The organism is Streptomyces sp. NPDC002309, assembly GCF_053593375.1.
The window spans coordinates 132,200-158,773 of the sequence record NZ_JBSFCI010000013.1 but is presented as its reverse complement, the minus strand read 5'-3'; the positions used below and the strand labels follow the sequence as shown (position 1 = coordinate 158,773).

Annotated in this window: 19 protein-coding genes; 11 read left to right on the top strand and 8 right to left on the bottom strand. The window is 72.0% G+C overall.

Features of this window, described 5'->3' with window-relative positions:
• Positions 1–92 precede the first annotated feature (92 nt).
• Positions 93–1,244 (top strand): glutathione-independent formaldehyde dehydrogenase, encoded by a 1,152-nt coding sequence (locus tag ACWCPM_RS13940; protein WP_450976378.1) that lies wholly within the window; start codon positions 93–95, stop codon positions 1,242–1,244.
• Between the two features lie 192 nt (positions 1,245–1,436).
• Here the strand turns inward: ACWCPM_RS13940 and ACWCPM_RS13935 are convergent, their stop codons facing one another.
• Entirely contained in the window at positions 1,437–1,652 is a 216-nt protein-coding gene (locus ACWCPM_RS13935; protein WP_450976377.1) for a hypothetical protein, read from the bottom strand.
• Between the two features lie 147 nt (positions 1,653–1,799).
• Here ACWCPM_RS13935 and ACWCPM_RS13930 point away from each other — a divergent pair, with 147 nt between their 5' ends.
• Positions 1,800–2,456: a TOPRIM nucleotidyl transferase/hydrolase domain-containing protein gene (locus ACWCPM_RS13930; protein WP_450976376.1), complete on the top strand. Its 657-nt coding sequence runs from the start codon at positions 1,800–1,802 to the stop codon at positions 2,454–2,456.
• A gap of 61 nt (positions 2,457–2,517) precedes the next feature.
• Here ACWCPM_RS13930 and ACWCPM_RS13925 read toward each other — a convergent pair whose 3' ends face one another.
• The 5 genes from ACWCPM_RS13925 to ACWCPM_RS13905 all read right to left on the bottom strand — a co-directional run bounded on the left by ACWCPM_RS13925 (position 2,518) and on the right by ACWCPM_RS13905 (position 8,109).
• Positions 2,518–3,006, bottom strand: coding sequence for a hypothetical protein (locus ACWCPM_RS13925; protein ID WP_450976375.1), 489 nt, complete (start codon positions 3,004–3,006; stop codon positions 2,518–2,520).
• Positions 3,007–3,591: 585 nt separating this feature from the next.
• The gene (locus tag ACWCPM_RS13920) at positions 3,592–5,778 is read right to left on the bottom strand and encodes a M48 family metalloprotease (RefSeq protein WP_450976374.1); all 2,187 of its coding nucleotides are present in this window, start codon (positions 5,776–5,778) and stop codon (positions 3,592–3,594) included.
• Positions 5,775–6,344, bottom strand: coding sequence for a hypothetical protein (locus tag ACWCPM_RS13915; RefSeq protein WP_450976373.1), 570 nt, complete (start codon positions 6,342–6,344; stop codon positions 5,775–5,777). Before ACWCPM_RS13915 ends, ACWCPM_RS13920 begins: the two co-directional genes overlap by 4 nt.
• Positions 6,345–6,516: 172 nt before the next feature.
• Complete coding sequence (locus ACWCPM_RS13910; RefSeq protein ID WP_450976372.1) at positions 6,517–7,371, bottom strand: hypothetical protein; 855 nt, start codon at positions 7,369–7,371, stop codon at positions 6,517–6,519.
• A gap of 225 nt (positions 7,372–7,596) precedes the next feature.
• Positions 7,597–8,109, bottom strand: a complete 513-nt coding sequence (locus tag ACWCPM_RS13905; RefSeq protein ID WP_450976371.1) for a GNAT family N-acetyltransferase — start codon at positions 8,107–8,109, stop codon at positions 7,597–7,599.
• Positions 8,110–8,496: 387 nt separating this feature from the next.
• Here ACWCPM_RS13905 and ACWCPM_RS13900 point away from each other — a divergent pair, with 387 nt between their 5' ends.
• The 5 genes from ACWCPM_RS13900 (at position 8,497) to ACWCPM_RS13880 (ending at position 15,959) form a co-directional block, all read left to right on the top strand.
• Entirely contained in the window at positions 8,497–9,195 is a 699-nt protein-coding gene (locus tag ACWCPM_RS13900) for a hypothetical protein (protein ID WP_450976370.1), read from the top strand.
• Positions 9,196–9,916: 721 nt separating this feature from the next.
• On the top strand, positions 9,917–11,299 hold the full coding sequence (locus ACWCPM_RS13895) for a ricin-type beta-trefoil lectin domain protein (RefSeq protein WP_450976369.1): 1,383 nt from the start codon (positions 9,917–9,919) through the stop codon (positions 11,297–11,299).
• 112 nt (positions 11,300–11,411) lie between these two features.
• Entirely contained in the window at positions 11,412–13,682 is a 2,271-nt protein-coding gene (locus tag ACWCPM_RS13890; RefSeq protein ID WP_450976368.1) for an RICIN domain-containing protein, read from the top strand.
• Positions 13,679–14,962 (top strand): ThuA domain-containing protein, encoded by a 1,284-nt coding sequence (locus ACWCPM_RS13885; RefSeq protein ID WP_450976367.1) that lies wholly within the window; start codon positions 13,679–13,681, stop codon positions 14,960–14,962. The genes ACWCPM_RS13890 and ACWCPM_RS13885 overlap by 4 nt, the downstream gene beginning before the upstream one ends.
• A 121-nt stretch (positions 14,963–15,083) precedes the next feature.
• Positions 15,084–15,959, top strand: coding sequence for a PhzF family phenazine biosynthesis protein (locus ACWCPM_RS13880; RefSeq protein ID WP_450976366.1), 876 nt, complete (start codon positions 15,084–15,086; stop codon positions 15,957–15,959).
• 3 nt (positions 15,960–15,962) lie between these two features.
• On the opposite strand, the gene ACWCPM_RS13875 is transcribed toward ACWCPM_RS13880, so the two are convergent.
• Positions 15,963–17,378 carry an FAD-binding oxidoreductase gene (locus tag ACWCPM_RS13875; protein ID WP_450976365.1) on the bottom strand — a complete coding sequence of 472 codons (1,416 nt, stop codon included), beginning with the start codon at positions 17,376–17,378 and terminating at the stop codon, positions 15,963–15,965.
• A gap of 134 nt (positions 17,379–17,512) precedes the next feature.
• Positions 17,513–18,790 carry an FAD-dependent oxidoreductase gene (locus ACWCPM_RS13870; RefSeq protein ID WP_450976364.1) on the bottom strand — a complete coding sequence of 426 codons (1,278 nt, stop codon included), beginning with the start codon at positions 18,788–18,790 and terminating at the stop codon, positions 17,513–17,515.
• 155 nt (positions 18,791–18,945) lie between these two features.
• On the opposite strand from ACWCPM_RS13870, the gene ACWCPM_RS13865 reads away from it, so the two are divergent.
• From ACWCPM_RS13865 to ACWCPM_RS13850, 4 genes are all read left to right on the top strand, one after another.
• Complete coding sequence (locus ACWCPM_RS13865) at positions 18,946–20,169, top strand: cytochrome P450 family protein (RefSeq protein WP_450976363.1); 1,224 nt, start codon at positions 18,946–18,948, stop codon at positions 20,167–20,169.
• 368 nt (positions 20,170–20,537) lie between these two features.
• On the top strand, positions 20,538–21,524 hold the full coding sequence (locus ACWCPM_RS13860) for a hypothetical protein (protein WP_450976362.1): 987 nt from the start codon (positions 20,538–20,540) through the stop codon (positions 21,522–21,524).
• A gap of 63 nt (positions 21,525–21,587) precedes the next feature.
• Positions 21,588–23,435 carry an HSP90 family protein gene (locus ACWCPM_RS13855; RefSeq protein ID WP_450976361.1) on the top strand — a complete coding sequence of 616 codons (1,848 nt, stop codon included), beginning with the start codon at positions 21,588–21,590 and terminating at the stop codon, positions 23,433–23,435.
• 2 nt (positions 23,436–23,437) lie between these two features.
• Positions 23,438–26,404, top strand: coding sequence for a hypothetical protein (locus tag ACWCPM_RS13850; protein ID WP_450976360.1), 2,967 nt, complete (start codon positions 23,438–23,440; stop codon positions 26,402–26,404).
• Positions 26,405–26,574 lie beyond the last annotated feature (170 nt).

Sequence of the window (26,574 nt, the reverse complement as noted above, 5' to 3'; positions counted from 1 at the left end):
ACGGCGCATACCGAAAGCCGCGCCTTCAGGTGTGTCCCCGGCAGCGGCCCGTCCTCGAGTCCGCCTCCGAAGCTCCACAGGAGGTGACACAGGTGAAAGCCGTTGTCTACGAGAGGCCCTTCAGCGTCACGGTGAAGGACGTCGACGACCCACGGATCCAGCACCCGAACGACGTGCTCGTACGTGTCACGTCATCCGCGATCTGCGGCTCCGACCTGCACATGTACGAAGGCCGTACCGCGGCCGAGCCGGGGATCGTCTTCGGACACGAGAACCTCGGTGTCATCGAGGAGGTCGGCGACGGCGTGTCGTCACTGGCCGTGGGTGACCGCGTCGTGATGCCCTTCAACGTCGCGTGCGGTTTCTGCAAGAACTGCCTGGCCAATGAAACGGGCTTCTGCCTGACGGTCAACCCCGGCTTCGCCGGCGGTGCCTACGGCTATGTGGCCATGGGCCCGTACAAGGGCGGCCAGGCCGAGCGGCTGCGGGTACCGTTCGCCGACTTCAACTGCCTGAAGCTGCCGCCCGGCGAGGGGTTCGAGACGGACTTCATCCTGCTGGCCGACATCTTCCCGACCGGCTACCACGGCTGCGAACTCGCCCAGGTCATCCCCGGGGAGACCGTGGCCGTCTTCGGCGCCGGACCGGTGGGCCTCATGGCCGCCTACTCGGCGCTGCTGCGTGGCGCCTCGAAGGTGTTCTCGGTCGACCGCGTGCCCGAGCGGCTCGCCAAGGCGGAGGAGATCGGGGCCATCCCGATCGACTTCACCAAGGGCGACCCCGCCGAGCAGATCAAGGCGCAGACGAACGGAGAGGGAACCGACAAGGGCATCGACGCGGTCGGCTACCAGGCCCAGGCGCACGACACCAGCCACGAGGAACCGGCCATCGTCCTCAACGAACTGGTGGAGACGGTACGGGCGACCGGCCGGCTCGGCATACCGGGTCTGTACGTGCCCTCCGACCCGGGTGGACCCGACGAGCACGCCAGGCACGGCCAGCTCCTAGTCTCGATCGGCAGGATGTTCGAGAAGGGCCAGAAGGTGGGCACCGGCCAGTGCAACGTCAAGCGGTACAACCGCCAGCTCCGTGATCTGATCATCGCCGGGCGCGCCAGGCCCAGCTTCGTGGTCTCGCACGAGTTGCCGCTGGAGGACGCCCCGCAGGCGTACGAGAAGTTCGACAAGCGCATCGAGGGCTACACCAAGGTGGTCCTGCACCCGGGCCACGCACTCGCGGCGTGAACCCCCCGGGCCCGGGCACGCACCGGTGCCCGGGCCCGGCCATGTCGTACACACCGGTGCCCGGGCCCGGCCATGTCACGGGGAAGCGAGGCCGAGAGGGCCTACCGCGTCCGCTCATGCGCGTGCGCCGAGAGGGCCCACCGCGTCCGCGCGCACCTCATCGGCCGGCGGACGCGAGTACGACCGCCGGCCTCAGCTCTCCCATGCGTCGGGGCCGCCGCCGCGCCACTCGACGAGTTCGGACCGCCGTACCCAGTCGTCGTCGACGTCGTCCAGGCCCGCGAGACGCAGGAACTCGACGATGTCCAGCAGCCCGTACGCCATCCCTACGAAGTGCTGCTCCACGCGCACCCGCCGGCCGCCGTCCTCGGCGGGCGGGTAGATCACCACGGGCGGGGCGAGCGCCATGGCAACAGGATGCGGTCTGCCCGGGGCCCCCGCACTCGGGGCGCCGACCCCCCTCCCGGACACCGACGTGTGTCGTGGCCTCCAGGAAAACTCATGTGCGTACGGGATCTCGTCCGTGCCACGATGGCCCGGGGAAGGCGAGGTCGCGTGGACGAGTCGGGGCGATTCCGCCGGGCACTGATCGCGTGGGCCGCCGGCGGTGCGGGAGCGGAAACCGCTGCCCAGGTGGCACGGGAGCTGGCCGGCGGCGGTGTGCGGAGGATCGTGCTCGTCGAGGGGGCCAGTGATCAGGTCGCGCTGGAGGTGCTGGCCACGCGCCAGGGCCGCGACCTCGGTGCCGAGGGTGTCGCCGTGGTACCGCTCGGAGGAGCGACGAACATCGGCCGCTTCCTCGACGTGTGCGGTCCCGGGGGGCTGGGCCTCCCGCTGGCGGGTCTCTGCGACATCGGCGAGGAGCGGCACTTCCGGCGCCATCTGGAGCGGGTCGGGCTCGGGTCCCGTCTGACGCCGGCCGACCTGGAGGCTCTCGGGTTCCCTGTGTGCGTCGCCGACCTGGAGGACGAGTTGATCCGCGCACTCGGGTCCGCACGCGTGCGGCAGGTCATCGAGGACCAGGGCGAGACGCGTCCCTTCCGCACCTTCCAGGGCCAGCCGGCCCAGCGGGAAAGGACCGTGGAACACCAACTGCGACGTTTCATGGGCACGCACAGCGGACGCAAGGCGCTCTACGCGCGGGCGCTGGTCGCGCACCTGGACCTCGCACACGTTCCCCGGCCGCTGGACCTCCTCCTCACACACCTCTGACGCGTGCGCGCGCCAACCGCCTCCACCGCGCCCGGGGCGTCTGCCCCGTACGACGGTCCGGTCAGGGCACGCGTGCCGCGGCGGCCCGCGCCAGGCCCAGTGTCCGGGAGCGGGACGGTGCCGTGGGGCTGCCCGCCTCGCTGAGGACGACCAGCGTCTTCCCCACGACCACCAGTACCAGGGTCTCCTGCACGGTGAACGTCTCCACGGTGACGGTGACCGTGGCGTGCCACGACACGTCGCCGATCCCGGCCGAGCCGTGCGCGACCACGCCTTCCCTGCCGGTCATGCCGTCGTTCCAGCCGATGCTGAAGTCCCCGCAGCCGGACAGCACGTTCGCCGCCTGCTGGAGGTCCTGCCGCGCCCCCGCACCCGGCAGCCAGCGCAGCACCTCCTGCAGGAACGGCCCGCTCTTGCTCTGCGCGAAGGTGACCCGCGCCTCCACCGCGCCCGGACGGGTGCTGCGATAGGACTCCAGGGCGTTGAGCGTGTTGACGCACTCGGGGCGGTCGGAGCGGGTGGGGGGATCGTTCTCGAGCACGGTCTTCACATAGCCAAAGGGCAGGTGAGCCGTCGTCAGGAGCGCGGCCGACAGTCTCCCGGAGGTGGGTGGCCCGTCGGGGCCGGGCGGCGCGGGGTCGCCCGACCCACCCGAGCCACCCGACCCGCCCGAGCCGCCGGAACCTCCCGAACCGCCGCCGGAACCCCCCGATCCCCCCGAACCCCCTGAATCCCCGGCCCCGCCGGTCCCGCCCGACGCCGCGGATCCGCCGGAGCCCCCGTCTCCGCCGCCACCTCCCGGGCCTCCCGAGCGCCCGTTCCCCTCACCCGTGCCGGAGGCACCCGGGGCTCGGGACGGCGATGGCGAGCCGGACGGCTTCCGGGGGGACGCGGAGCCCGAGCCCGTGGGAGACACCGCGGTCCTGGACGGAGCGGCGAGCGACGACTCCGTCGGTACGACGGTGTCCGCGTGGTCGTCGCGCTGACCGCCGCAGGCCGTGAGGGCGGCGGCCAGCACCGCCACCACGACCGGCACCACGGCGAAGCGAAGACGGGCGGCGCCCGTGTGGGCCGCGGCGGATGTCCTGTTCACGCATGCCTCCTGTGGATCCGTTCGGTGCGTCGGGGGCGTGGGTCAGCGGTGGTAGCGGAAGTAGAGGTCGCAGCGGAGGAAGGAGGCGATCAGCGCGTCACGGTCGACGGGTCCGTACGGGTCGCGCCGCAGCACGGCCGAGGCGGACCGCAGCACGATGTCGTCGACGCCGCCCAGCAGTTCGGCAGTCTCGCGCCGTGCGAGCGGGTCGTTCCAGATGACCGTTCCGCCCAGGGTCAGCGCCCGGCACACGAGGGCCGGGTCCGCCCGCATCTGAGGCGTGCGCTCGCCCGGGGGCGGGAGGTCCGGGAGTTCGTCGAGGGGCACTGTCTCGTCGACGCCGGTGACCGGGGCGCCCGGGGATGCGGTGGTGGCCTCCGGGGACGCGGAAGCATGCTCGGGAGTCCGCGCAACCCCGGTTGAGCGCGGGGCTGTTGAGCGCGGGGAGCCCCAACTCGGCGGGTCGGCTCTCTCGTCGAACTCGCCACCCACGGTCGCCCACACGGCCCCCGCGGTCACCACGACCGCGGCGGCCACGAGCACGGCAATCGGCCGGGCCCGTCGTACGACGGGTTCGTCCGAGGTGCTCGCCCGCCTGCCGGCGCGCCGCGTTGCCATGGGCAGCAGCGCGCCCACCACGGTCACCGCCACTCCGGTCACCCACCAGGGTGTGTCGATCACACTCCACCGGATCTCCTGCTCCTGGCGGGCCGCGGTCAGCCGGGCGAACAGGAACCAACTGCCCAGCGGTACGGCCGTCAGCAGCCCGGAGAGGACGACGGCCGCCGCGCAGGCGGGTGCGGACCGCGGTCCGGACACCGCGGCCCGCGCGGCCCTGGCGAGGGAGGTGGTCCACACACCGAACAGGGCACCGCCGGCCACCAGCGCCGCCGCCAGGGCCGCCGCCTGCGAGAACGGAACGTCGGTCAGGGACAGTGCCGTGGCCAGCCCTTCGGCGGTCCAGGTGTCCCGTACCCATTCGCCGGCCGCCCGTCCGGACAGCTGGCTGCCGAGGAGCACGCCGATCCCGAGAACGGCTCCCCCGATGGCGGGGCGCCATCCGGTGGCGGCACGGTTTTCGACGGCGACGGCCCGCCACCACGCCACGGTCACCACACCGGACACGGCCCAGCCGGTCAGGGCTCCCGCCACCGTGTAGGCGAGCTGGGTCCGTGTGGGGGCGAGGGCGCCCACCAGCAGGGCGAGGTCGGTGAGGACCAGTCCGGCGCCGAGGCCGGTGGCCAGGCACGCGAAGGGCGAGAGCCCCCAGGTCCAGGCCGGATGCGCGAGCGCGTGCAGCCGGCTCGCGGGCGTGGGGTGGGTCGCGAGCCCCGCCCGCGCCAGCAGGCGCTCGCGGCGGCTCGGCCGGTTGCCCGAACCGATGAGCGCGGCGGCCGCGCCATCGGGCGCGCGCGGATCCGAGTCCGCGCAGAGGTCGGCGTCGTACTCCCGGACACGCAGCACCGAGCGGAGGCTGAGGCCGACGATCAGCAGGACCAGCGCCATCCGCACCAGCAGCCCGGTACCCAGGACGCGTGGCTCCAGCGCCAGGGTGACGCCCACCGGCACGGTGCAGCCGATGAGCAGGATCCACCAGGCCGCGGTGGCCAGCCGGACCCGGCCCACGTCCCGCAGCCGCAGGTGGGCCAGTTCGTGGCGGAACATCGCCCGCGTGCGGTCGTCGGGGAGGTTGAAGACGTGGGAGTCGGCCACGATCCACGGGTCACGGCGGGTGCCCCACGCCCGGGCCCGGACTCCGACACGCCGGTGGCGCACCCACAGGGTGGGCCGGGCACCGGCTCCTTCGGGCTGTACGGAGTCCAGGAGTGCGCGCAGTTCCGAGGTGTCGGGTGCCGCCTGCCACCACCACAGACTCAGCCTGCGCACGGCGGCCCGCCAGAGCAGGGCGAGGGCCAGCAGCGCGAGCGGCCCGCACAGCACCACCGCCGACTGGGCCAGCCGGACGTCGTGGACACAGCCCGTGAACCGGTCGAGCACCGCGTCGGGGGCGGCCGGCGCGGTGGGCAGACAACCGGTGTGGGCGCCCGGCCAGTTGCCGCGGCCCAGGACGAGCCACCACCACGTGGTGAACGAGGCTCCGGCGCAGGCGACCAGGCTCAACAGCCAGAGGCGTGTGGTCGTCGGCAGGGGCAGCGGACTGGAGACGAGCGCACGGGCGACGTCACGGGGGTCCTCGGTGGACCGGACGGCGACCGGCGCGGTGGTCATGACGGTGGCGAGGTCGCCGGTGCCTGGGCGGGTCCCGGATCGTCGGGCACGGCGCCCCGGTGTTCGGGGGCGTCCGGGGCCGCACCGTCCGTCGCGGGAGCGGTCGACCGGACCACCACGGCCATGACGACGATCCGGGCGCATTCGTCGGCCTCGGTGGCCGAAAGGCCCGCGGCACGACTCTGGACCAGGGCCCAGTCCGTGAGTTCCTGCCTCGTCACGTCGGACAGCTCGGGCACGGGACCGGTCAGCGCCGCACGCCGGCCCTCGGCCGCCTCACGGTTCTGCCTCCGACGCCACCACCGGGTGATCCGGGTGCCGCCCGCCCGGATGTGCCCGGAGGCGAGGTCGGCGAGTATCTGTGAGACCACCGCCACCAGCACCGGCAGCAGTACGGCCGTCTCGACGCCGATGCCGAGCGGGTCCCCGGCGGACCGGTGCAGCGGCTGCGGCGGATACGGCCTGGCGGCGTAGGCCCGGCAGGTCGCGTCGAGTTTCTCCAGCTCGGCCGGTGCGAGGCTGCTGACCACCTCGCGCAGGACGTCCTCGCCTGTGCGCTGCTGCATGGGTACCTCCCGTAGGGCGTGAAGACATGGAGACGTACGGACGACGCGAAGGCACTCGCGCCAGAGACACGGAACGTGACGCCCACCTGCGGCGTGCGGTGTCCCATGCCCCTCACCCCTCGGCCGTTTCGTCGGCGGTCGGCGGTCGGCGGTCGGCGGTCGGCGGTCGGGATCAGCCTCGGCGCGGTCGACGGATCAGGACGAGCGCCACGGCACCGGCGGACACGAGGGCGGTCGCGCCGGCGACGACGGCGAGTCCGGGGGTGCCGCTCTCCGCGAGCTGTGCCCCTCCGCCGCCACCGAACAGCGCCGACGGCGCCGGGGCGACCGAGGTGAGGGACGGGGACGGCGACGGTTCGGCCGGGACGGAAGCCGAGACCGAGGCGGAGGCACTCGCACTGGGCGTCGCCGACTCACTCGGTGACGCGCTCGTCGAACCGGTGGCGGTGGGCGAGGCGGTGGCCGTGGCCTCGGGCACGACCGAGTAGGACGCCGTGCCGTCCATGAGCGTCACCGGATCGACCTGCGGGATGGGCTGGATGAGGCCCTGGACGACGAACTGGAGGGTGGTGGAGGTCGGTACCTCGCGGGCCAGCGAGATCCGCAGGCCGATCCGCATCGTCTCGCCGGCCGGGAGGGTCCCGACGGACGGCAGTCCCTCGTCCGTGCTGAGGTACCCGGAGAGCGCGGTGCTGCCCGGCGTCAGTTCCACCGCCCGCCACACGGACGCCGCAGCGTCGAACCACTCCACGGTGATCTGATCGGCCGTCAGCGGTGTGGCCGGTGGTGCGAGCCGGGCGCCGACGGCGACGATGAAGCTGTCCGTGACGTCGGTGTCGAGTGTGTTGTGGAACAGCGCGTCGACACTCAGTGGCTCACCGCCCGGAACCAGATCGCCGGTATCAGGCGCCAGTTCGGCGTACGGAGCGACCGGGTCGGCGGCGTGGACCGGCGCCGCGGCCGAGATCGAACCGAAAAGGAATACGGCGCAGCCCAACAAGGCCGCGAAGAACGATCGACGGCGCACTACAACCAGCTCCCCCTGCGACGCGCGCCCCCAGCGCGCTCCCTGGCGTGACACCAGGAAGCTTAAAGTATCAAGTGCCGGAAATGGGCCGAGAATCGCATTCGATCAAAAGGGGAGGGAGTCGATCAATTGATCTACCAATCGGCCCATATGAATGTGTGATTCATATGGCGGGTGGGGAGCGTGCCACGCGAGGGTTCGAGGCCCCCGCGCGGCACAGGTCGGTCAGATACCGAACGGAGCGGCGTAGTGGACCGTGCCTCTCGGCAACGGATGGTCGGCGTCGAGACCCAGTGCCATCAGAGCCTCGTCGGGTACGTCGATGGTGAGACCGATGCCGTGGTCACTCGCGCGGGTGAATCCGAACCGGGGGTAGTAGGCCGGATGTCCGAGGACGACCACATGGCGCTCACCCAGTGACCTCGCCGCGGCCAGGGCGGCGCGTACGGCGGCACTGCCCGCCCCGGTCCGCTGCCACTCCGGGCGTACGGCGCAGGGGGCGAGGCAGAGCGCCGGCGTGCTGTCGATGTGACAGCGGGTCAGCAGGGCATGCCCCACCGGCCGGCCGTCCTCACCGGCGGCGATCAGGGAGAGACCCTCGATCCATGCGGCCGGGTCCGCACGCAGGGCGTCGACGAGGTCCGCTTCCTCGGGGGTGGGAAAGGCGGCGAGATTGATTTCCCGTACGGCGGGGATGTCGGCGCCGGTTTCGGCACGTGTGATCCAGGTGTTGCCCATGACGGTGAATTTCCGTTTCAGGAGATGTTCGTGTGGGACGTGAGGGAGAACCGGGCGCCGCTCGCGGCGACCTCGAACGCGGTCATCAACCCCACCTCCCTCTTCTCACTCGGATCCGGATCAGGCACTCAGATCCTGATCAGCACGAACACACCAACCCTAACACCGCCCCTTGCACCCCGTGGCCGATATGCCCACCTCATGATGTACCGCGGTCGTCTCCCAGGTACATGGCGGACATCTTCCGTACCATCACTGCTTACCGTGTGCGGCAGTAACTGCTGCCGCCCGGACGACACCAGGCAGAAGAACACCCTCGTTAGATTTCGCATACGCCACGGGCACTGTCACCCGTCGGCCACGACACCCGGAAGGGGTGTGAGGACCTTGTCCCCGACCACCGCCGAGACAATCACCGCCAAGACCATCACCGCCGAGACAACCGCCGCCGAGACAACCGCCGCCGAAACGACCGAGTTGACCTCGCAGTACAGCGCGCAGGTGGCCGGCGACCTCGATCGCAATGTCAAGGAACAGGACCGCCTCAATGCCGAGATCGAGTCTCTCCAGGCGCAGTTGGCGTCACTGCGCCATGACCACACGGTCCTGGTGAACATCCGGCAGGCACTCGGTGTCCCGGCGCTCACGGCGCCCGTGACCGAGCCCGCGACGACCACTGTGCCCGCACCTCGCAAGACCCGGAAGACGGAGGCCGGTTCGCCCGCCACCAAGCGCACGAAGGTGAACAAGCCCGCCGCCCCCGCCCGGAAGCGCCCGGACAAGAAGAGCCCGGCCCCCGCCAAGTCCTCAGCGGCAGCGCCTGCTTCGCCGACGCTCGTCGAACTCGTGCGCGCGCACCTGGAGGGCCAGGGCGAACCCCGCTCCGCCGCCGAGGTCACCACCGCGCTGGGACAGCAGTACCCCGAGCGCACGGTCAAGAGCACCGTCGTGCGCACGACGCTCGAAGGGCTCGTGGCCAGGAACCAGGCGCAGCGCACCAAGCAGGGCTCCTCCGTCTTCTACACCACCCCCGAGGCGGCCGAGCCCGCCGCACAGGCCGAGGAAACCGCCCAGCAGGGCGAATGACACGCCCGCCGAGGGCATGACCCCCAACGGCCGCCGACAGCGCGGGACGCGGCCGTCGTGACACCGCGACCGCGAGAAAGCGCCCCTTCGGCACCGCCCCGCCCCCGCCCCCGCGGAACTCGACCGCGGGACATCTGCCCCGCGGAACTCAACCGCGGGGCGGCAGGCGCGTTCCACGTGACCTCCGGGCGCCACGAAGGCGAATCCCCTTCGCACGCGAGGCCGTGAACCCCGCACCCTGCAGCACCCTTGAGGTCACCTACACGAACGCCCTCGTCGGAACCCCACGCCCGCGGACGAACCGGACACTTATCCGCCCGTTCCGGTTGCCGTACGACGGTGTACAGCAGCAACACCGTCACGGGCGGCCGGGGGCGGACGAACATCAGCGTGACGCCGTAGGCGAGGAGTGGCCTGCGCGGCTGCCGGTCCGAGCCCAACTCAATGGCCCCCTTGACGAATTGGACTGTACCAAGCTCTTGACAGGAGTTTTCGGTCACTTCTTAAATCACGGTGTGAAGTAAGCGGTCCGATCTGACTCCTCCTCCCCCACCATCGCAGCCGCCGCACACATTCCCGCAGCCCCCACATCACGGCCCGCCTGTCATATACACGCCACCACGATGGCTCCCGCAGTCGTCATGGCTCGTGGCAGGCGCGGTCGTGAGCGGGGGCCGGGGGTCTGCGCGGATCGGATGACGGCAGAACAGGACAGTGACGCATGACCTCGACACTCCTCCGCGGGCACGCGGCGCGCGCCGGGCTCGGTACGGCGGTGGCCGCCGTCCTCCTGGCGGGTCTGAACTCCTCGCCGGCAGGCGCCGTGGCGGCCACCGGACAGATCACGGGCCTCGGCGGCAAGTGCGTGGACGTCGCGGGCGCCGCGACGGTCAACGGCACGGCCGTACAGCTCTACGACTGCAACGGCACCGCCGCGCAACAGTGGACCGTCGGCGACGACGGCACCGTCCGGGCGCTCGGCAAGTGTCTGGACGTCGCCTCGGCCGGCACCACCAACGGCACCCGCGTCCAACTGTGGGACTGCAACGGCAGCGCCGCCCAGCAGTGGACGGTCACGGCCGCCCGCGACATCGTCAACCCACAGGCCGGCAAGTGCCTTGACGCGACCGGCAACAGCTCCGCCAACGGCACCCGGCTGCAGATCTGGACCTGCACCGGCGCCGCCAACCAGAAGTGGACCGCGCCCACCGGCGGCAACCCCCCGCCCGGACCCGGCGCGATGGCCGTGGCCCCCTACCTCTACAACGGCTGGGGCAGCCCGCCGAGCCCCACGACCGTCATGAACGCGACCGGCGTCAAGTGGTTCACCCTCGCCTTCGTCCTCAGCAACGGCTATTGCAATCCGCAGTGGGACGGCCAGCGTCCCCTCACCGGCGGGGTCGACCAGCAGACCGTCAACACCGTCCGCGCCGCCGGTGGCGATGTGATCCCGTCGTTCGGCGGATGGAGCGGCAACAAGCTGGAGAGTTCCTGCGGCAGCGCGGGCGAGTTGGCGGCGGCCTACCAGAAGGTCATCAACGCCTACGGACTCAAGGCGATCGACATCGACATCGAAGCCGCGGCGTACGACAGCCCGGTGGTGCAGCAGCGCACGGTGGACGCCCTCAAGACGGTCAAGGCCAACAACCCGGGGATCAAGGTGTACGTCACCTTCGGCACCGGGCAGAACGGGCCCGACAGCAGCCTGATCAGCAAGGCGGCCGCGTCCGGGCTGACCGTGGACAGCTGGACGATCATGCCGTTCAACTTCGGCGGCGCCGGCCAGAACATGGGCCAGCTGACCGTCCGCGCGGCCGAGGGGCTGAAGACGGCGGTCAAGAACGCCTACGGGTACAGCGACGACCAGGCCTACCGGCACACCGGCATCTCCTCGATGAACGGCATCACCGACAACAACGAGACGGTGACCGTCGCCGACTTCCGCACCATCCTGGCCTACGCCCAGCAGCGGCACCTGGCCCGGCTGACCTTCTGGTCGGTCAACCGCGACCGGCCCTGCACGGGTGGTGGCGCCGACACCTGCTCGGGCGTCTCCCAGCAGCCGTGGGACTTCACCCGGGTCTTCGCCCAGTACAACGGCTGACCGCACGGCGGGTTCGGGTCGACCGCACCGCCGCCGACCCGCGCCCGCTCCCCGCTCGCCTCTCCTCCCCCATCCCCCACCCGTGCCGTTCGCGGCACAGGAGGTAGACACGATGTCTCGCTCCTCGCGACCACCCGTAGGCGGTCCGTCCGGCGGCTCTCCTCTGAGCCGCGTCCGTCGCCCCTGGACCGCGGTCCTGGCGGCGGCCGCCGTCGCGGCCTCCGTCCTCACCGCCGTCCAGCCGGCCCAGGCCGCCGCTCCGAAGGCCGCCGCCCCACCGGACTCCGCAGCGATCGCCGCCCTGCCGGCGAGCTGGGCGACCGTGGTGAACAGCGGCAGCGGCAAGTGCCTCGACGCCCGGGCGGCCGGGACGGCCAACGGCACGGCCGTGCAGCAGTACACCTGCAACAGCACCACCGCGCAGCAGTGGAACTTCACCGCGACCAGCGACGGCTATGTGCGGATCGGCAACCGCAACGACGCCCAGCAGGTGGTGGACGTGAGCGACGTGTCCACCGCCGACAACGCGCCCGTGCACCTGTGGACGTACGGCGGCGGCAACAACCAGCAGTGGCAGGCGGTCGACGAGGGCGGCGGCGCCTACCTCTTCGTCAACCGGCACAGCGGCAAGTGCCTCGACGTCCCGTCCGCCTCCACGGCCGACGGGGTGCAACTGGTGCAGTACACCTGCAACGGCACGGCGGCGCAGCGCTTCCAGGTGACGCCCGTGAGCACCGCGCCCGGGGATGTCGACCTCGGTCCCAACGTGGCCGTCTTCGACCCGTCGATGCCCTCGTCGACGATCCAGAGCCGGCTGGACACGATCTTCCGGCAGCAGGAGACCAACCAGTTCGGCTCGCAGCGCCACGCGGTCCTGTTCAAGCCGGGCACCTACAGCAACGACGTCAACGTCGGCTTCTACACCCAGGTCCTGGGCCTGGGGCAGTCCCCCGACTCGGTGACGATCAACGGCGCCGTGCATGTGGAGGCGGACTGGTTCCCGCCGCAGAACGCCACGCACAACTTCTGGCGCGGCGCCGAGAACCTCTCGGTGAACCCGACCGGCGGCACGGACCGCTGGGCGGTGTCGCAGGCCTCCTCGTACCGGCGCATGCATGTGCGCGGCAACCTGGAGCTCAGTGACGGCGGCTGGTCCAGCGGTGGGTTCATGGCCGACTCCAAGATCGACGGCCAGGTCCGCTCGGGCACCCAGCAGCAGTGGCTGACCCGCAACTCCCAGCTCGGCAGCTGGACCGGCTCCAACTGGAACATGGTCTTCGTCGGCAGCCAGGGCGTGCCGGGCAACACGTTCCCCAACCCGCCCTACACCACGGTCACGCAGACCCCGACGGTGCGGGAGAAGCCCTTCCTGTACGTCGACGGCGCGGGTGCCTACCGGGTGTTCGTCCCCGCTCTGCGGACCAACTCCTCGGCCACCACATGGGCCGGCGGCAACGCGCCCGGCACCTCGCTCGGGATGGACCAGTTCTACGTCGTCAAGGCCGGCGCCACCGCCGCGCAGATCAACGCAGCTCTCGACGAGGGCAAGAACCTTCTGGTCACACCCGGCGTCTACCACCTGAACCAGACACTGCGGGTGACGCGGCCCGACACCGTGGTCCTCGGCCTGGGCCTGGCCACCTTCATCCCGGACAACGGGATCACGGCCATGACGGTCGCCGACGTCGACGGTGTGAAGATCGCGGGTGTCCTCTTCGACGCCGGTACGACCAACTCCCAGACGCTGGTGGAGATCGGACCGGCCGGGTCCTCGGCCGGTCACGCGGCCAACCCCACCTCCCTGCACGACGTGTACTTCCGCGTCGGCGGCGCCGCGGTCGGCAAGGCGACCACCAGCCTCGTCGTCAACAGCGACCATGTCATCGGCGACCACATGTGGATCTGGCGCGGCGACCACGGCACCGGCATCGGCTGGAACACCAACACCGGTGACACCGGCCTGATCGTCAACGGCGACAACGTGACGATGTACGGGCTGTTCGTCGAGCACTACCAGAAGCACCAGACCATCTGGAACGGCAACGGCGGGCGGACGTACTTCTACCAGAACGAGATGCCCTACGACCCGCCCAACCAGGCCGCCTGGATGAACGGCTCGACACAGGGCTACTCCGCGTACAAGGTCGCCAACTCGGTCACGAGCCACCAGGCGTACGGACTGGGAAGCTACTGCTTCTTCAACGTCAACCCGGGCGTGACCGCGGAGCGGGCCTTCGAGGTGCCCAACAACCCCAACGTCCGCTTCCAGAACATGGTGACCGTGTCGCTGGGCGGCACCGGCACCATCCGGCACGTCATCAACGACCGCGGCGGGCCGTCCAACTCGACCACCAACGTCGCGAACCTGGTGAGCTACCCGTGAGGCGGCTCGCAGCCAGGCTGCTGACACTGCTGGCCGTGCTGCTGGGGCTGACCGCCCCGGCCCACGCCGGGAACCCGGCCTCCGTGGCGCCCCAGGCGCCCGCGTTCAAGGTGATCGCCTTCTACAACGGCAACTACGACCCCGCGCACATCGACTTCGTCAAGGAAGCCAACGTCTGGTTCCCGCAGGCCGCGGCTCAGAACAACTTCACCTACACGGCCACCACCGACTGGAACCTCCTGGCCAACGGCGGGATCGACGCGTACCAGGTCGTCCTGTTCCTGGACGACTCGCCCAAGACGGCCGCGCAACGGGCCGGTTTCGAACGGTATATGCGGGCAGGCGGCGGCTGGCTGGGCTTCCATGTGGCGGCCTTCACCACCAATGCCAACGCCTGGTCGTGGTACCACAACACCTTCCTGGGCAGCGGGAACTTCCGGTCCAACACGTGGGGTCCCACCACGGCGGTCCTGCGCACCGAGGACCGCACGCACCCGTCGACGGCTGCGCTGCCGGCGACGTTCACCTCGTCGGTCAGTGAGTGGTACAGCTGGTCCAACGACCTTCGGAACAGGTCCGACATCAAGGTCCTGGCGTCGGTCGACCCGTCCAGCTTCCCGCTGGGCACCGATCCGAACCAGTCGTGGTACAGCGGCTACTACCCGATCCTGTGGACCAACACCCAGTACCGGATGCTGTACGCGAACTTCGGCCACAACGCCATGAACTACGACACCAACACACGTCTCTCCTCGACGTTCGCCAGCGCCACCCAGAACCGCTTCCTCATCGACGGCCTCAAGTGGCTCGGCGGCGCGGGAGAGGAGCCCCCGCCGCCCGACCCGATCTCCGAGACGACGTGGTACTCGGCCACCAACGGCGCGAGCGGGGCCTGCGTCGACGCCAGGGCGGCCGCCACCGCCAACGGCACGCCCATCCAGCAGTACACCTGCAACGGGACCCTGGCGCAGCAGTTCCAGTTCCGCTCCACGGACAGCGGCTACACCCGGATCGCGATCCGGGGCAATCCTCAGCAGGTCATCGACGTCACCGGCGTCTCCACCGCCGACAACGCGCCGCTTCAGCTGTGGTCGTACGGCGCGGGCGGCAACCAGCAGTGGCGACCGGAGCGGGAGGCGTCCGGCAGCTACCGCTTCATCGCCCGGCACAGCGGCAAGTGCATGAGTTCCACCGGCAGTTCGGCCAACGGCGTGCAGTTGGTGCAGCGGCCGTGCGACAACTCGGCGGCGCAGAGCTTCCGTCTGGACGCGCAGCCCTGACCCTCCGGTCCACCGTGTGGCTCCACGGACCCCCTCCCACCCCTCGGGGCGGGAGGGGGTCCTGCGTCCGGGAGCCGAGGGGCCCCGGGAACAGCCTGAGCCGACCGCGCGTTGAGAGGACGTGACGACGAACACACCGCGACCCGAAGTGCTGCGATACACCGCCTTCTCCAGCTCCCCCGACGGCGGGAACCCCGCCGGAGTCGTGCTGGACGCCGGCGCCCTGGACGACGCCGACATGCTGGCCGTCGCCGCCGAGCTCGGGTACTCGGAGACCGCGTTCCTGACCGCGCCCCCGAAGGGCCTCGGCGGCGAGGAGGGGCGGGCGTACGGCATCCGCTACTTCAGTCCCAGGGCCGAGGTGCCGTTCTGCGGGCACGCCACCGTGGCGACCGCCGTCGCTCTCGCCGAGCGGACCGGCCCGGGAGCACTCGTGTTCGCGACGCCCGCCGGCACCGTACCGGTGGAGGTCACCGAGGAGGGCGGAACGGTCCGGGCCACGCTCACCAGCGTCGAGCCGTATGTCGAGGAGATCGCCGCCGCCGACGTCACGGAGGCGCTCGCCGCACTCGCCTGGCCCGCGGCCGATCTCGACGCGGACTTCCCGCCCCGGATCGCGTTCGCCGGTGCCCGCCATCTCGTGCTCGGGGCGGCGACGCGCGCACGCCTCGCCGATCTCGCCTACGACTTCGCGCGCCTCGAGGCCCTGATGCACCGCCTGGACCTGACCACGCTGCAGCTGGTGTGGCGCGAGTCGGCCTCCGTCTTCCACGTCCGTGACCCCTTCCCGGTCGGCGGGGTCGTCGAGGACCCGGCGACCGGCGCCGCGGCCGCCGCCTTCGGCGCGTACGCCCGTGAACTCGGCCTGGTCCCCGAGGAAGCCGTCCTCACCCTGCGCCAGGGCGAGGACCTGGGCCGCCCCGGCGAACTCACGGTCACGCTGCGCGCGGGTGACCGGCGGGTGCGTGTCGGCGGCGCGGGAACGCGCATCGACTGAGGTTCACGGCATCAGCGCGGCCGGCGCGAAGAGCCCCTCCGGGTCGTAGGCGGCGCGGATGCCCGCGAGCCGCTCCTCGTGGGCGCCGAAGACCGCGCCGCGCAGCCGGCTCGCGTCCTCGCCGAGCCCGGCGAAGTTGACGTAGGTCCCGCCGCTGGAGAACGGCTTCACCGCGTCCCACGCCGAGCGCGCCCACTCGATGGCCGGCCCGTCCTGTGCCGGGTCCTGCCAGCCCGCGTCGATACTGACGTTGAAGCGCGCGGAGCGGTGCGCGAACGCGCTGTCGTCGGGGGCCACGTCCGCGACGGCGCCGCCGAGGGTGCGCACGACGACGAGGCTCTCCGGGGTCGGCCGCCGGGAGTCCCAGTCCAGCAGGGTGCGGATGGCGTCGTCGGTCAGCTCGTCCATGAAGTGCGACTTCATGAAGTAGCGCTCGCCGTCCGGGAACCGCCAGGTGTTGGCGCTCTGCAGCGCGACGTAGGGCACGGTGGCGCTGAGGTCCAGGAGCACCGGGCCCAGTGCGCGCTGGGGTGCGAGCGCCGCGGCGGCGCCGTCGTCCGGCGGGCCCCCGTGGACGGCGCCGATGATGACGCACTTCGCCCTGTGCAGTTCCCTCGGTATCCCGGGGGCGGCGGGCACGCTCCAGAGCAGCAGTTCCGGCGTGACCGTCCTGGGCGCGTGGTACGTCGCGTCCCGCCAGGCCCGCACCACCGCCTCGGCGTGCTCGTAGGGGTGGAGGACCACCACCGTGGCCACTTCGGGGCCCAGGGAGTGCAGGCCGAACTCGAAGGACGTGACGACGCCGATGCCCCTGCCTCCCCCGCGCGCCGCCCAGTACAGGTCGGGTTCCCGCTCCCGGCTCACCGCGCGCGCGGCGCCGTCCGCGGTGACGATCTCCAGTGAGCGGACGCTGTCGCAGCTCAGGCCGAACGTCCGCATCACGAACCCGAAGCCGCCCCCGAGCGTGAGACCCGCGATGCCGGTCGCCGAGATCTCCCCGCCGGGCGTGGCAAGGGCGTGCAGTTGCGTCTCGCGGTCCAGTTCGCCCCAGGTCACGCCCGCCTGGGCGCGCGCCGTACGGGCCACGGGGTCGACGTGCACGCCCTTCATCCGCGACAGGTCGATCACGAGCCCGTCGTCGCACACTGCGCTGCCCGCCACCTGGTGACCGCCGCCGCGGACGCTGACGACGGGACGGTGCTCCCGCGCGACCCGCACCGCCTCGACGACGTCCGCCGTGCCGGAGCAGCGGGCGACGACCGCGGGGTGGCGGTCGATCAGGCCGTTCCAGACGGTGCGCGCCTCGTCGTAGGCCGGATGCCCGCGGTCGATCACCTCGCCCAGGAGCGAGGAGCGCAGCTCGTCGGCGATCGCCCGCTCCTCGGCGGCCGTCGGGGGCACGTTCCGCTCGTGCGGCATCGGCGTCACCTCTCCCGGTGCGCGCTGCTGTCCGTCCTTCCACGGTAGGCCCGGGCGCGGGGCCCCGCACGGCCGCCGGGACCGGGGCGGGCCGTGCCGGACCGACCGCGCCCGGCGGCATGCCGGCGGGCGCCTCAGTCCGGCTCCGGCCGGCGCAGCGAGGCCGTCGGCGGCCGTTCGCGCAGGGCGCCGTAGGCCAGGAAGTAGGCCGGTACGCGGTTCAGCCGGCGTGAGTTCGTGACCAGGTCGGCCAGCCGCTGGGCCCGTCTCGGGTTCCCGAAGGGCGGCCGGCCCTGGAGCACCGGCTCGATGACGTTGGCGTGGGCGATCCGCTGCATGCCCTGGGTGACGGCCGTGGTCGGCATGCGGCGGCGCTGGACGCGGCGCACGGCCGCCGGAAGGCCGGACGGCTCGCCGCTCAACGGACCGACGAGGTGGCGGGCCGCGGCCACCGCGTCCTGGACGGCAAGGTTGATGCCGATGCCGAAGACCGGCGACATGGCGTGCGCCGCGTCGCCGATGCAGAGCAACCCCGGCAGGTGCCAGCGTCCGAGCCGTTCGAGCCGTACGTCGAGCAGTTTCACCTCGTCCCACGAGGTGAGGGTGTGCACACGGTCCGCGAGCCAGGTGACGGCGGTCCCGTAGGAGTCCCGGAAGCGGTCGAGGCCCTCCGCGCGCAGCCGGGCGTCGCTGCCCTTGGGGATCAGCACGGCGCACTGCCAGTAGTCCCCGCGGTCGATCATGGCGCTGAGGAACCGGTCGCCGACGCCGCCCACCAGCCCTCCCGGGTCGCCCTCGCGCCGTGGCAGCCGGAACCACCAGGCGTCCATGGGGCAGGGGAACGTGCGCAGGTCCAGTTCGGGGAGCGAGCGTGCCAGCGAGCCGCGGCCGTCGCAGGCGACCGTGAGGGTGGCCCGCAGCTCGCCCGTGCCGCCGTCGGACGTGCGGTAGGAGACGCCGGTGACACGGCCGCGCTCCCTGAGGAAGCCGGTCACCTCGGTGTTCATGCGCAGGGTGAAGGACGGCTCGCGCCGGGCCTCGTCGGCCAGGAGGTCGAGCAGGTCCCACTGGGGCACCATCGCGACGTAGTTGAACCGGCGTCGCAGCGCGCCGATGTCTCCCACGGTGACCAGTGTCCCGTCAGGGCCGAGCGGCAGCTGGACCGTGGTGACCCGCCGCTGGGGCAGCCGGGCGAACCGTTCGCCGAGACCGAGCTCCTCCAGGAGCGCGAGGGTGGTCGGATGGACGGTGTCGCCGCGGAAGTCGCGCAGGAAGTCGCCGTGCTTCTCCAGGACCGTGACTTCCACCCCGGCGCGCGCGAGGAGCAGGGCGAGGACCATTCCGGCGGGTCCGCCGCCCACCACGCAGCACGTGGTGCGCTCCCCCGCCCGCACGCCGTCCCTCGTGTCCATCGCGCTCCGTCCCTTCGTCCGCGTCACCGATGCGTCATCGATGAGTCACACTGGTATACATACCCACAAGTAACAGCAAAACCGTCACACAGGGTCGCGATACGCGGTCGCCATGTGTGTTCCCGCGCATGGTGGCCGCGTGCCCGGGAGGCACGATGAGCCAGAGCCAGCAGCCGGTCCTTCTCCCCTACGCCGATCCGGCCTTCGTGGCCGATCCCTTTCCGCTCTACCGACAGCTGCGCGAGGCCGGTCCGGTCCGCCGCGCGGTCATCGCGGGCGGTGTGGACGCCTGGCTGGTCACCCGCTACGAGGACGGGCTCGCGGCCCTGTCGGACCCGAGGCTCAGCAGCGACATCCGTGACGCGTCGGACCGGCGCCTGATGGACCAGCTGCCCGAGTTCGAGCGCGAGTCGATGATGAGCAACATGCTGCGCTCCGATCCGCCCGACCACGGCCGGCTGCGCCGCCTGGTCTCGAAGGCGTTCACCGCCCGCCGGGTCGCCGGGCTGCGGCCCCGGATCCAGGAGGTCACGGACCGGCTGCTCGACGAGATGCTGCCGGCGGGCCGGGCCGAACTCGTCGCGGAGTTCGCGCTGCCGCTGCCGGTCACCGTGATCAGCGAGCTGCTCGGGGTGCCGGTGGACGACCGGTACGACTTCCAGCGCTGGACCGACGACATGCTGTTGCGCGGGGAGCGGATGCCGGACCCGGTGGTCGTGAACGAGGCGTGGCGGAAGATGCGCGCCTACCTCACGCAACTGCTGGACGCCAAGCGCGCCGGGCCCGAGGACGATCTCCTGAGCGCGCTGATCAGCGCCCGTGACGAGGAGGGACGGCTCAGCGAGGACGAGTTGATCTCGATGACGTTCCTGCTGCTGGTGGCCGGTTACATCACGACGGTCAATCTGATCGGCGGCGGCATCACCGCCCTCCTCACCCACCCCGACCAGTGGGAACTCCTGCGCGGCGACCCCGGCCTGCTGCCGGGCGCGATCGAGGAGTTCCTCCGCTACGACGGCCCCGTCAGCCCGGGCATCGCGCGGTTCGCGCGGGAGGACGTCGAGATCGCGGGCGTCAGCGTGCCACGCGGCGCGACCGTGGTGATCGCCTCCGCGATCGCCGACCGCGATCCGGGGCGCTTCTGTGACCCCGACCGGCTGGATGTCACCCGGCGGGACATCGGACATCTGGCGTTCGGGCACGGCATCCACTACTGCCTCGGCGCTCCGCTCGCCCGCCTGGAGGGGCAGATCGCCATCGGCACGGCCTTGCGCCGCCTCCCGGAGCTGGCCCTGGCGGTACCGCCGACCGAACTGGCCTGGCGCCCGGGCGGGTTGCGGGGTCCGGTGCGGCTGCCCGTCACCTTCACCGCGAGCTGAGTCCGCGCCGCCGACCCATAAGCACGACACGGGCGGCACGACGAACGAGCCCACCCCGTACTCGGGATGGGCTCGTTCTCCTGAGCGCCGGGCAGGCCTTGCACCTGCATCTCCCCGCAGGAAGCGGGACGTCTTTCCTTGGACCACCAACGCACGGCCAGTTCCCCTCAGTTCGGGCGACCGGCGTGAGATCAACTATAGGGCATGCCACGGACCCGCCGCACCTGGCTTCGGCCACGCCCGCCGGAGCGCTCCTCCGGCGGGCCGGAAGCGTCGTGAAGCGCCGGTGAAAACCTTGTGGAAGTGATGTCGGTGGTGCCGCCTATGCTGCAGCGGACGATCACGCGGGACCAAGGGGAGGGCGCGGCATGTTGGGCAAGCTGTTCGGACGGGACGCGGAGAGACCGACAGCGGACCCGCACGCCCTTCCCGTCCCGCGCCGGGGGAGGAACGGGGTGTACACGCTGCGTGCGCTCGGGGACACGCGGGTGCTCGCGCTGATGGAGGCGGCCGACGCGGGAGACTGGCGGGCGGTGAGGACCGCGCTGGCCCCCTTCGATCTCGGCCGCGACCACCTGGTCCTCGGTGAACTCGCCGACTGGGACGGTGTGCAGAACTGGATCGGCCGGGCCGTCGAGGAGGACAAGGAGCACCGCGCGACCGCTCTGCTGATATCCGGGGCGCGCCACATCAGCTGGGGCTGGGAGGCCCGGACCGCTGAGCGTGCCGTGAACGTGACGCAGGAGCAGTGGCGCGTCTTTCACGAGCGGCTCCACATCGCCGAGGAGCACCTGCTCGAAGCCGCCGAGCTGCGGCCGGAATGGGTGACGCCCTGGAGCCAACTCCTCACCTCCGGGCGCGGCATGTCGCTGGGTCCCGCGGTCACCGAGACCCGGCGCGACGCCGCACTGCGCCGCGACCCGCTCGACCTGGAGACCCATGTCGACTGGTTGTCGCAGTTGCAGCCGCGGTGGGGCGGCGAGCCGGGGCAGGCCCTTGCCTTCGCCCAGGACGCCTTGGCACGCGCCCCGCAGGGGCACCGTCTCGGCTGTGTGATCGCCATGGCGTACATCGAGGAGTGGGTCGAGTCGGAGCGTGGGGACCACCTCGAAACCCCGGCGATCCAGGCGCGGTTGCGGGAGGCGGCGGACCACAGCATTCTGCATCCCTCCTATGTGCGGCGCCCGGGCTGGCAGCACGACTTCAACATGTTCGCCATGGCCCTGTCGCTGGCCGGTGAGCGCCACACCGTCCGGCGCGTCTTCCAGGCGCTGGACGGCGCCTGCACCAAGTGGCCGTGGAACTACTTCGCGGAGCCGGAGAAGGCGTTCGCCCGCCACCACCGCCGCGCCTGAGCGCCCTTCGGCCACCGCCGCCGCTCGCCCGCCCCTGTCGTCCCTCACACTCCGGACCGCCCGATGACTCTGCCCGACACCGCCGCGAACCCGGCCGGCGCCGACCGCACCTTCCAGGTGGATCTGCGCGGCCTCGTCGACCTGCTCTCCCACCACCTCTACTCGAGCCCCCGCGTCTACCTGCGCGAACTCATGCAGAACGCGGTGGACGCGCTGACCGCCCGGCACAGCCTCGAACCGGCCGCCCCCGCCGCCGCCTTCGGCATCCGCGTCCACGCCGACGGCTCCGTCGTACGCGTCGAGGACGACGGCGTCGGTCTCACCGAGGCCGACGTGCACACCTTCCTCGCCACGATCGGCCGCAGCAGCAAGCGTGCCGACAAGATCGCCGAGCAACGGGGCAATTTCATCGGCCAGTTCGGTATCGGCCTGCTCTCCTGCTTTCTGGTCGCCGACGAGATCCACGTCCTGAGCCGCTCCGCCCGCACCCCCGACGCACCCGCCGTCGAATGGCGGGGGCGCGGCGACGGCAGTTACACCGTCCGCACCCTGCCCGCCTCCGCCCGCCCTCGGCCCGGCACCACCGTCACGCTGACACCGCGCGCCGACGCGGGTGAGTGGACCCGCCCGGAGCAGGTCCACGCGCTGGCCCGGCACTTCGGCTCCCTGCTGCGCCACCCGGTGACCTTCGACGACGGCAAGGGCGGCCCCGGGGCGCCCGTCAACCCCGAGCCGGCACCCTGGTCGCGTACGTACCCCACGCCGGGAGCACGGTCCCGTGCGCTGGCCGCGTACGGCGAGGAGACCTTCGGGTTCGCGCCGCTGGACACCATCGAACTGGACCTGCCGGCCGTGGGCCTGAAGGGCATCGCGTGCGTGCTGCCGGAGACGGTGCCGGCCGGACGCCGTCACGGCCACCGCGTGCACGTCAAGGGCATGCTGCTGTCCGAGCAGGCCGAGGAGATCCTGCCCGAGTGGGCCTTCTTCGTCCGCTGCGTGGTCGACGCCGAGAGCCTGCGCCCCACGGCGTCCCGCGAGTCCCTGTACGAGGACGACACGCTCGCGGCTGTCCGTGACGCGCTCGCCGAGCGGCTGCGGGCGTGGATCGCCCGGGCCGCCGCCAGCGACCCGGATCTGCTCGCCCGCTTCCTCCAGGCCCACCACCTGGCCGTGAAGTCGCTCGCGGTGCACGACGACGAGATCCTGCGGATGCTGCTGCCCTGGCTGCCGTTCGAGACCACCGACGGGCACAGCACCCTCGACGAGTTCGCCCGTACCCACCGCACCGTGCTCGTGACGTCCAGCGTGGAGGAGTTCCGGCAGGTCGCGGCGATCGCCTCGGCGGCCGGGCTCGGAGTCGTCAACGGCGGCTACACCTACGACCGTGAGCTGGTGCACCGGCTGCCCGAGATCAGGCCCGAGGTCAGTGTCGCCGACCTCGACCCGGCGACCCTCACCGCCCATCTCGACACCGTCGACCGGGAGACGGAACTGGCCGCCGCGGCCTACCTCGCCGGGGCCCGTGACGCCCTCGCCGTCTTCGACTGCGACGTCGCGCTGCGTGCCTTCCAACCCGCCTCCGCTCCCGCCCTCCTGGTGGACGGCCGCGAGGCCCGGCACGAGCGCACCCGCTCCCGGCTCGCCCGTGAGCAGGAGGGCGGACTGTGGGGCGACATCCTCGGCGCCCTGCGCCAGGAGGCACCGCGGGCCCAGCTGATCCTCAACCAGCTCAACCCGCTGGTCCGCACCGCCGTCGCGATCGACGAGCCCGAGCTGGCCCGCACGAGCGCCGAAGCTCTCTACGGGCAGGCCGCGATGCTGTCCCGGCGCCCGCTCAGGCCCGCCGAGTCGAGCCTCATCAACCGCTCCTTCCTCGACCTTCTCGCCCACGCCCTGCGCAAGGACAGCTGACAATGCCCACCGCATCCCGTCCTCAGAACACCGACGAGCTGTACCAGGCGCTCCAGGAGAACGGCCGCCGCCCCTACGGCCGCACCCGCACCGTCACGGCCGAGGAACTCGTCGACGCCGCCGAGCAGTTCGAGGAGCCCGTCCCGTTGGTCCAGGCGCTCCTGGAACTCCAGGAGGCGTACACCTACGGCTCCGAACCCCGGAAGTCGCCCGTCGTCTTCGCCCGTCTGCTCACCCTCTTCGACGAGCGGCCCGACGACTTCGACGAGCGCCTGCGCCACACCCTGTTCTGGCGGTTCAAGTGGGTGGCCAACGCGTTGCGCGCACTGCCCGAGATACCTCTGGCCAGCCTGAACCAGTGGACGCGGGAGATGCGCGAGCGGTACGAGAAGGCCGGCCTCGGGCTCCAGCCCTACTACGGACAGGCGTACCAGCTCGCCGCCCATGTCGGCGAGGACAGCGCCCTCGCCTACGAGCTGTGGGCGAGCCGGACCCGCACCCGGCTCAGCGACTGCGAGGCCTGCGAGATCTGCGAGCGCGCCCTGTACCACCTCACGGCGGGCGACGACGAGCGGGCGCTCGGCCTCTGGGAGCCCGTCCTGGCCGGGAAGGAATCCTGCCAGGAGGAGCCGGCCCGCTCCGTCTCGTACGCGCTGCTGCCCCTGCTGCGCACCGGCCGCACCGACCAGGCCCGGGAACTGCACCTCGCCGGCTACCGCGGCTGCCGCCGCAACCCCTCGATGGCCCAGGAGGTCGGCAGGCACATGGAGTTCTGCGCGCTGACCGGCAACGAGGCACGCGGCCTGGAGCTGCTCGCCGAGAACCGGAACCTGTTCGAGGAGGTCGACTCGCCGCTGGACCAGCTCGGCTTCCTCACCGGCGTCGACGTCCTGCTCCAGCGCGTCGAGTCACTCGGCCACGGCGGGCTGCCCGCCGCCGGGTTCGCGGGCCGCACCTGGACGGTGGCCGGCCTGCGCTCCGAGGTGCGCGGCCGGGCGGACGACCTCGCCGCCCGCTTCGACGCCCGCAACGGAACCACCGCGCACACCGACCGCCGCCGGGTCCGCCTTGAGCGTGCCCCGCTCCTGGACGCACTGGAACTGACCCTGCGTCCGCGCGGACTCGACGACGTGGCTCCCGCCGCCCCGGTCGCCGCGCCCGCCGCCCGCACCGCCGCCGCTCTCCCCGACTCCCTGCCTGAACTCATTCTCCGGGCAAGGGACTTGGATCAGCAGGGGCACCCGGACTCACGGGCGTGCTGGGCGCGGCTGCGCACGCTCGCGGCCTCCCGCGACTACCTCCACCCCGACGATCCGGCCGTGGGCCCGCTCGTGCGGCTGCGCGCGGATCTGCTGGCCGACGAGGCGGATCTGACCCGTGAGAAGGACGAGTTCGCCGACGCCGCCTCCCTCCACGAGGAGGCCGCGGGCCTGTACGACGACGCCGGGCGACCGGTCGACGCGGCGCTGTCCCGAGCCGCCGCTCTGCTCGCCACCGCCGAGATCCCCGCGCAGGACGCCGGCGGAGCCGCGTCAGCGCAGGGCACCGACGCGGTCGAGGCGAAGGAAGCCGCGCTGACCGCCGCCCACACGTCGATGGTCCGCCTCCACGAGGAGACGCCCGGATTCTCCCCGTTCCAGGAGACCCGACTGCTGCGGCTGCGGGCGACCGCGCTCGCCCTGCGCCTGCAGACGTCCGGCAGCGAGGAGCACGTCGGGCCGGTCTTCGCCGAGCTGGACAGGTTGCAGGCGGTCGCCGCCCGGCACGACATCGCCGGGCAGCTCTCCGGAGCGCTGCTGCTGCGGGCCGGCGCCCACGCCATCTCCGGCGATCTGCCCACCGCGGTCACCGAGACCGACGCCCTGCTCGACCGGCTGAGGACGCACGGCCCCGCCTGGCACCTGCCCCGCACCCTCGGGCTGCGTGGCCGGCTCCAGCTCGGCCTGCGGGACGCGCAGGCCGCGTACGCGGACCTCAGCGAGGGCCTGCGGCTGGCCGCCGACTGGCCCGCCGACACCGTCGACACCACCCGCTTCCACGGCGATCTGGCGGAGACCTGCATGCACCTGGGCCGCCCCGACGAGGCGCTGCGGCACCTGACGCGCTCGGCGGAGGTGGGCCTTCGGCGCGGCAACCGGATGGACGCGTTCTGTTCCTACAGCAACGCGGCCCAGCTCAGCCTCGACCTGGGGCGCGTCGAGGACTGCATCGCCCTGCTGGACTCCCTGCTGGCCGAACCGGACGTCGTCGCGGGAGAGCTGGACGACCGGCTCGTCGCTCAGCTGCGCCTCACCCGCGCCCGCGCGCTGTACGCGGGCGAGGACCTCAAGGCCGCCACGGCCGAGTTCGTCACGCTGGCGGCCGAGTCGTCCGGCTGGGACGACGATCCGGGGAGCCACGCCATGATCGCCGCGGAGACCGCCGTACTCCTCGGCGAGTCGGGCCAGTTCGGTCGGGCCCGCGAGGTGGCCGACCAGGCACTGGCCGCCCACTCCCGGGACCCGCGCTACGAGCAGGTCAGCAACTGCCTGCGCGAACTCGCCCGCCTCCAGGCGCAGCAGCAGGGCCCCGACGGTCTTGCCGACGCGCGCGCGTTCCTCACCGACGCGGGCCGGATCGCCGACGAGGCGCGCGTCGCGGGATACGAGGCACGGGGCCGTTCCCTGGACGCCGCCCTGGCCTACGAGCACGGGCGGGTCAACGCCTACGCCGGCGAGTACGAGGACGCCCTGGCCGCCCTGGAGAAGACCCTCGCGCTGCTCGGCGAACCGGGGCGGGAGGACGAACACGCCGGCGAGTGGGCCGAGTGCGTCCGCCTCGCGGGCGCCGTGGAGGGCATCTACCTGGAGCGCACCGCCCCCGCCCTCACCCGCGTCGACGCGGCCATCACCCGCCTGACCGCGCTCGGCCACACCGAGGAGACCGAGCCGCTGACCGCCCTGGCGAACCGGCTGCGCGACGAGGAGTGACGAGCGGGAGCAAGGGCGTGTTCCGGCACGCCCTTCCCCTTGCGGGCCCGGCAGAGCGCCTGCCGGGCACCGTCACTGGGCAGGCGCCCTCTTTCACAGGCGCCCTCTGTCGCGGGTGCCCTCTTCCGGTGTCCGGGAGTAGCCCGGTTTCATCGGGGAGCGGACCGGCC

Excerpts from the sequence above, each read along its gene's own strand:
- ACWCPM_RS13935 (WP_450976377.1), bottom strand. The coding sequence starts at position 1,652 with ATGGCGCTCGCCCCGCCCGTGGTGATCTACCCGCCCGCCGAGGACGGC.
- ACWCPM_RS13920 (WP_450976374.1), bottom strand. The coding sequence starts at position 5,778 with ATGACCACCGCGCCGGTCGCCGTCCGGTCCACCGAGGACCCCCGTGAC.
- ACWCPM_RS13915 (WP_450976373.1), bottom strand. The coding sequence starts at position 6,344 with ATGCAGCAGCGCACAGGCGAGGACGTCCTGCGCGAGGTGGTCAGCAGC.
- ACWCPM_RS13905 (WP_450976371.1), bottom strand. The coding sequence starts at position 8,109 with ATGGGCAACACCTGGATCACACGTGCCGAAACCGGCGCCGACATCCCC.
- ACWCPM_RS13895 (WP_450976369.1), top strand. The coding sequence starts at position 9,917 with ATGACCTCGACACTCCTCCGCGGGCACGCGGCGCGCGCCGGGCTCGGT.
- ACWCPM_RS13890 (WP_450976368.1), top strand. The coding sequence starts at position 11,412 with ATGTCTCGCTCCTCGCGACCACCCGTAGGCGGTCCGTCCGGCGGCTCT.
- ACWCPM_RS13875 (WP_450976365.1), bottom strand. The coding sequence starts at position 17,378 with ATGCCGCACGAGCGGAACGTGCCCCCGACGGCCGCCGAGGAGCGGGCG.
- ACWCPM_RS13870 (WP_450976364.1), bottom strand. The coding sequence starts at position 18,790 with ATGGACACGAGGGACGGCGTGCGGGCGGGGGAGCGCACCACGTGCTGC.
- ACWCPM_RS13865 (WP_450976363.1), top strand. The coding sequence starts at position 18,946 with ATGAGCCAGAGCCAGCAGCCGGTCCTTCTCCCCTACGCCGATCCGGCC.
- ACWCPM_RS13860 (WP_450976362.1), top strand. The coding sequence starts at position 20,538 with ATGTTGGGCAAGCTGTTCGGACGGGACGCGGAGAGACCGACAGCGGAC.
- ACWCPM_RS13855 (WP_450976361.1), top strand. The coding sequence starts at position 21,588 with ATGACTCTGCCCGACACCGCCGCGAACCCGGCCGGCGCCGACCGCACC.
- ACWCPM_RS13850 (WP_450976360.1), top strand. The coding sequence starts at position 23,438 with ATGCCCACCGCATCCCGTCCTCAGAACACCGACGAGCTGTACCAGGCG.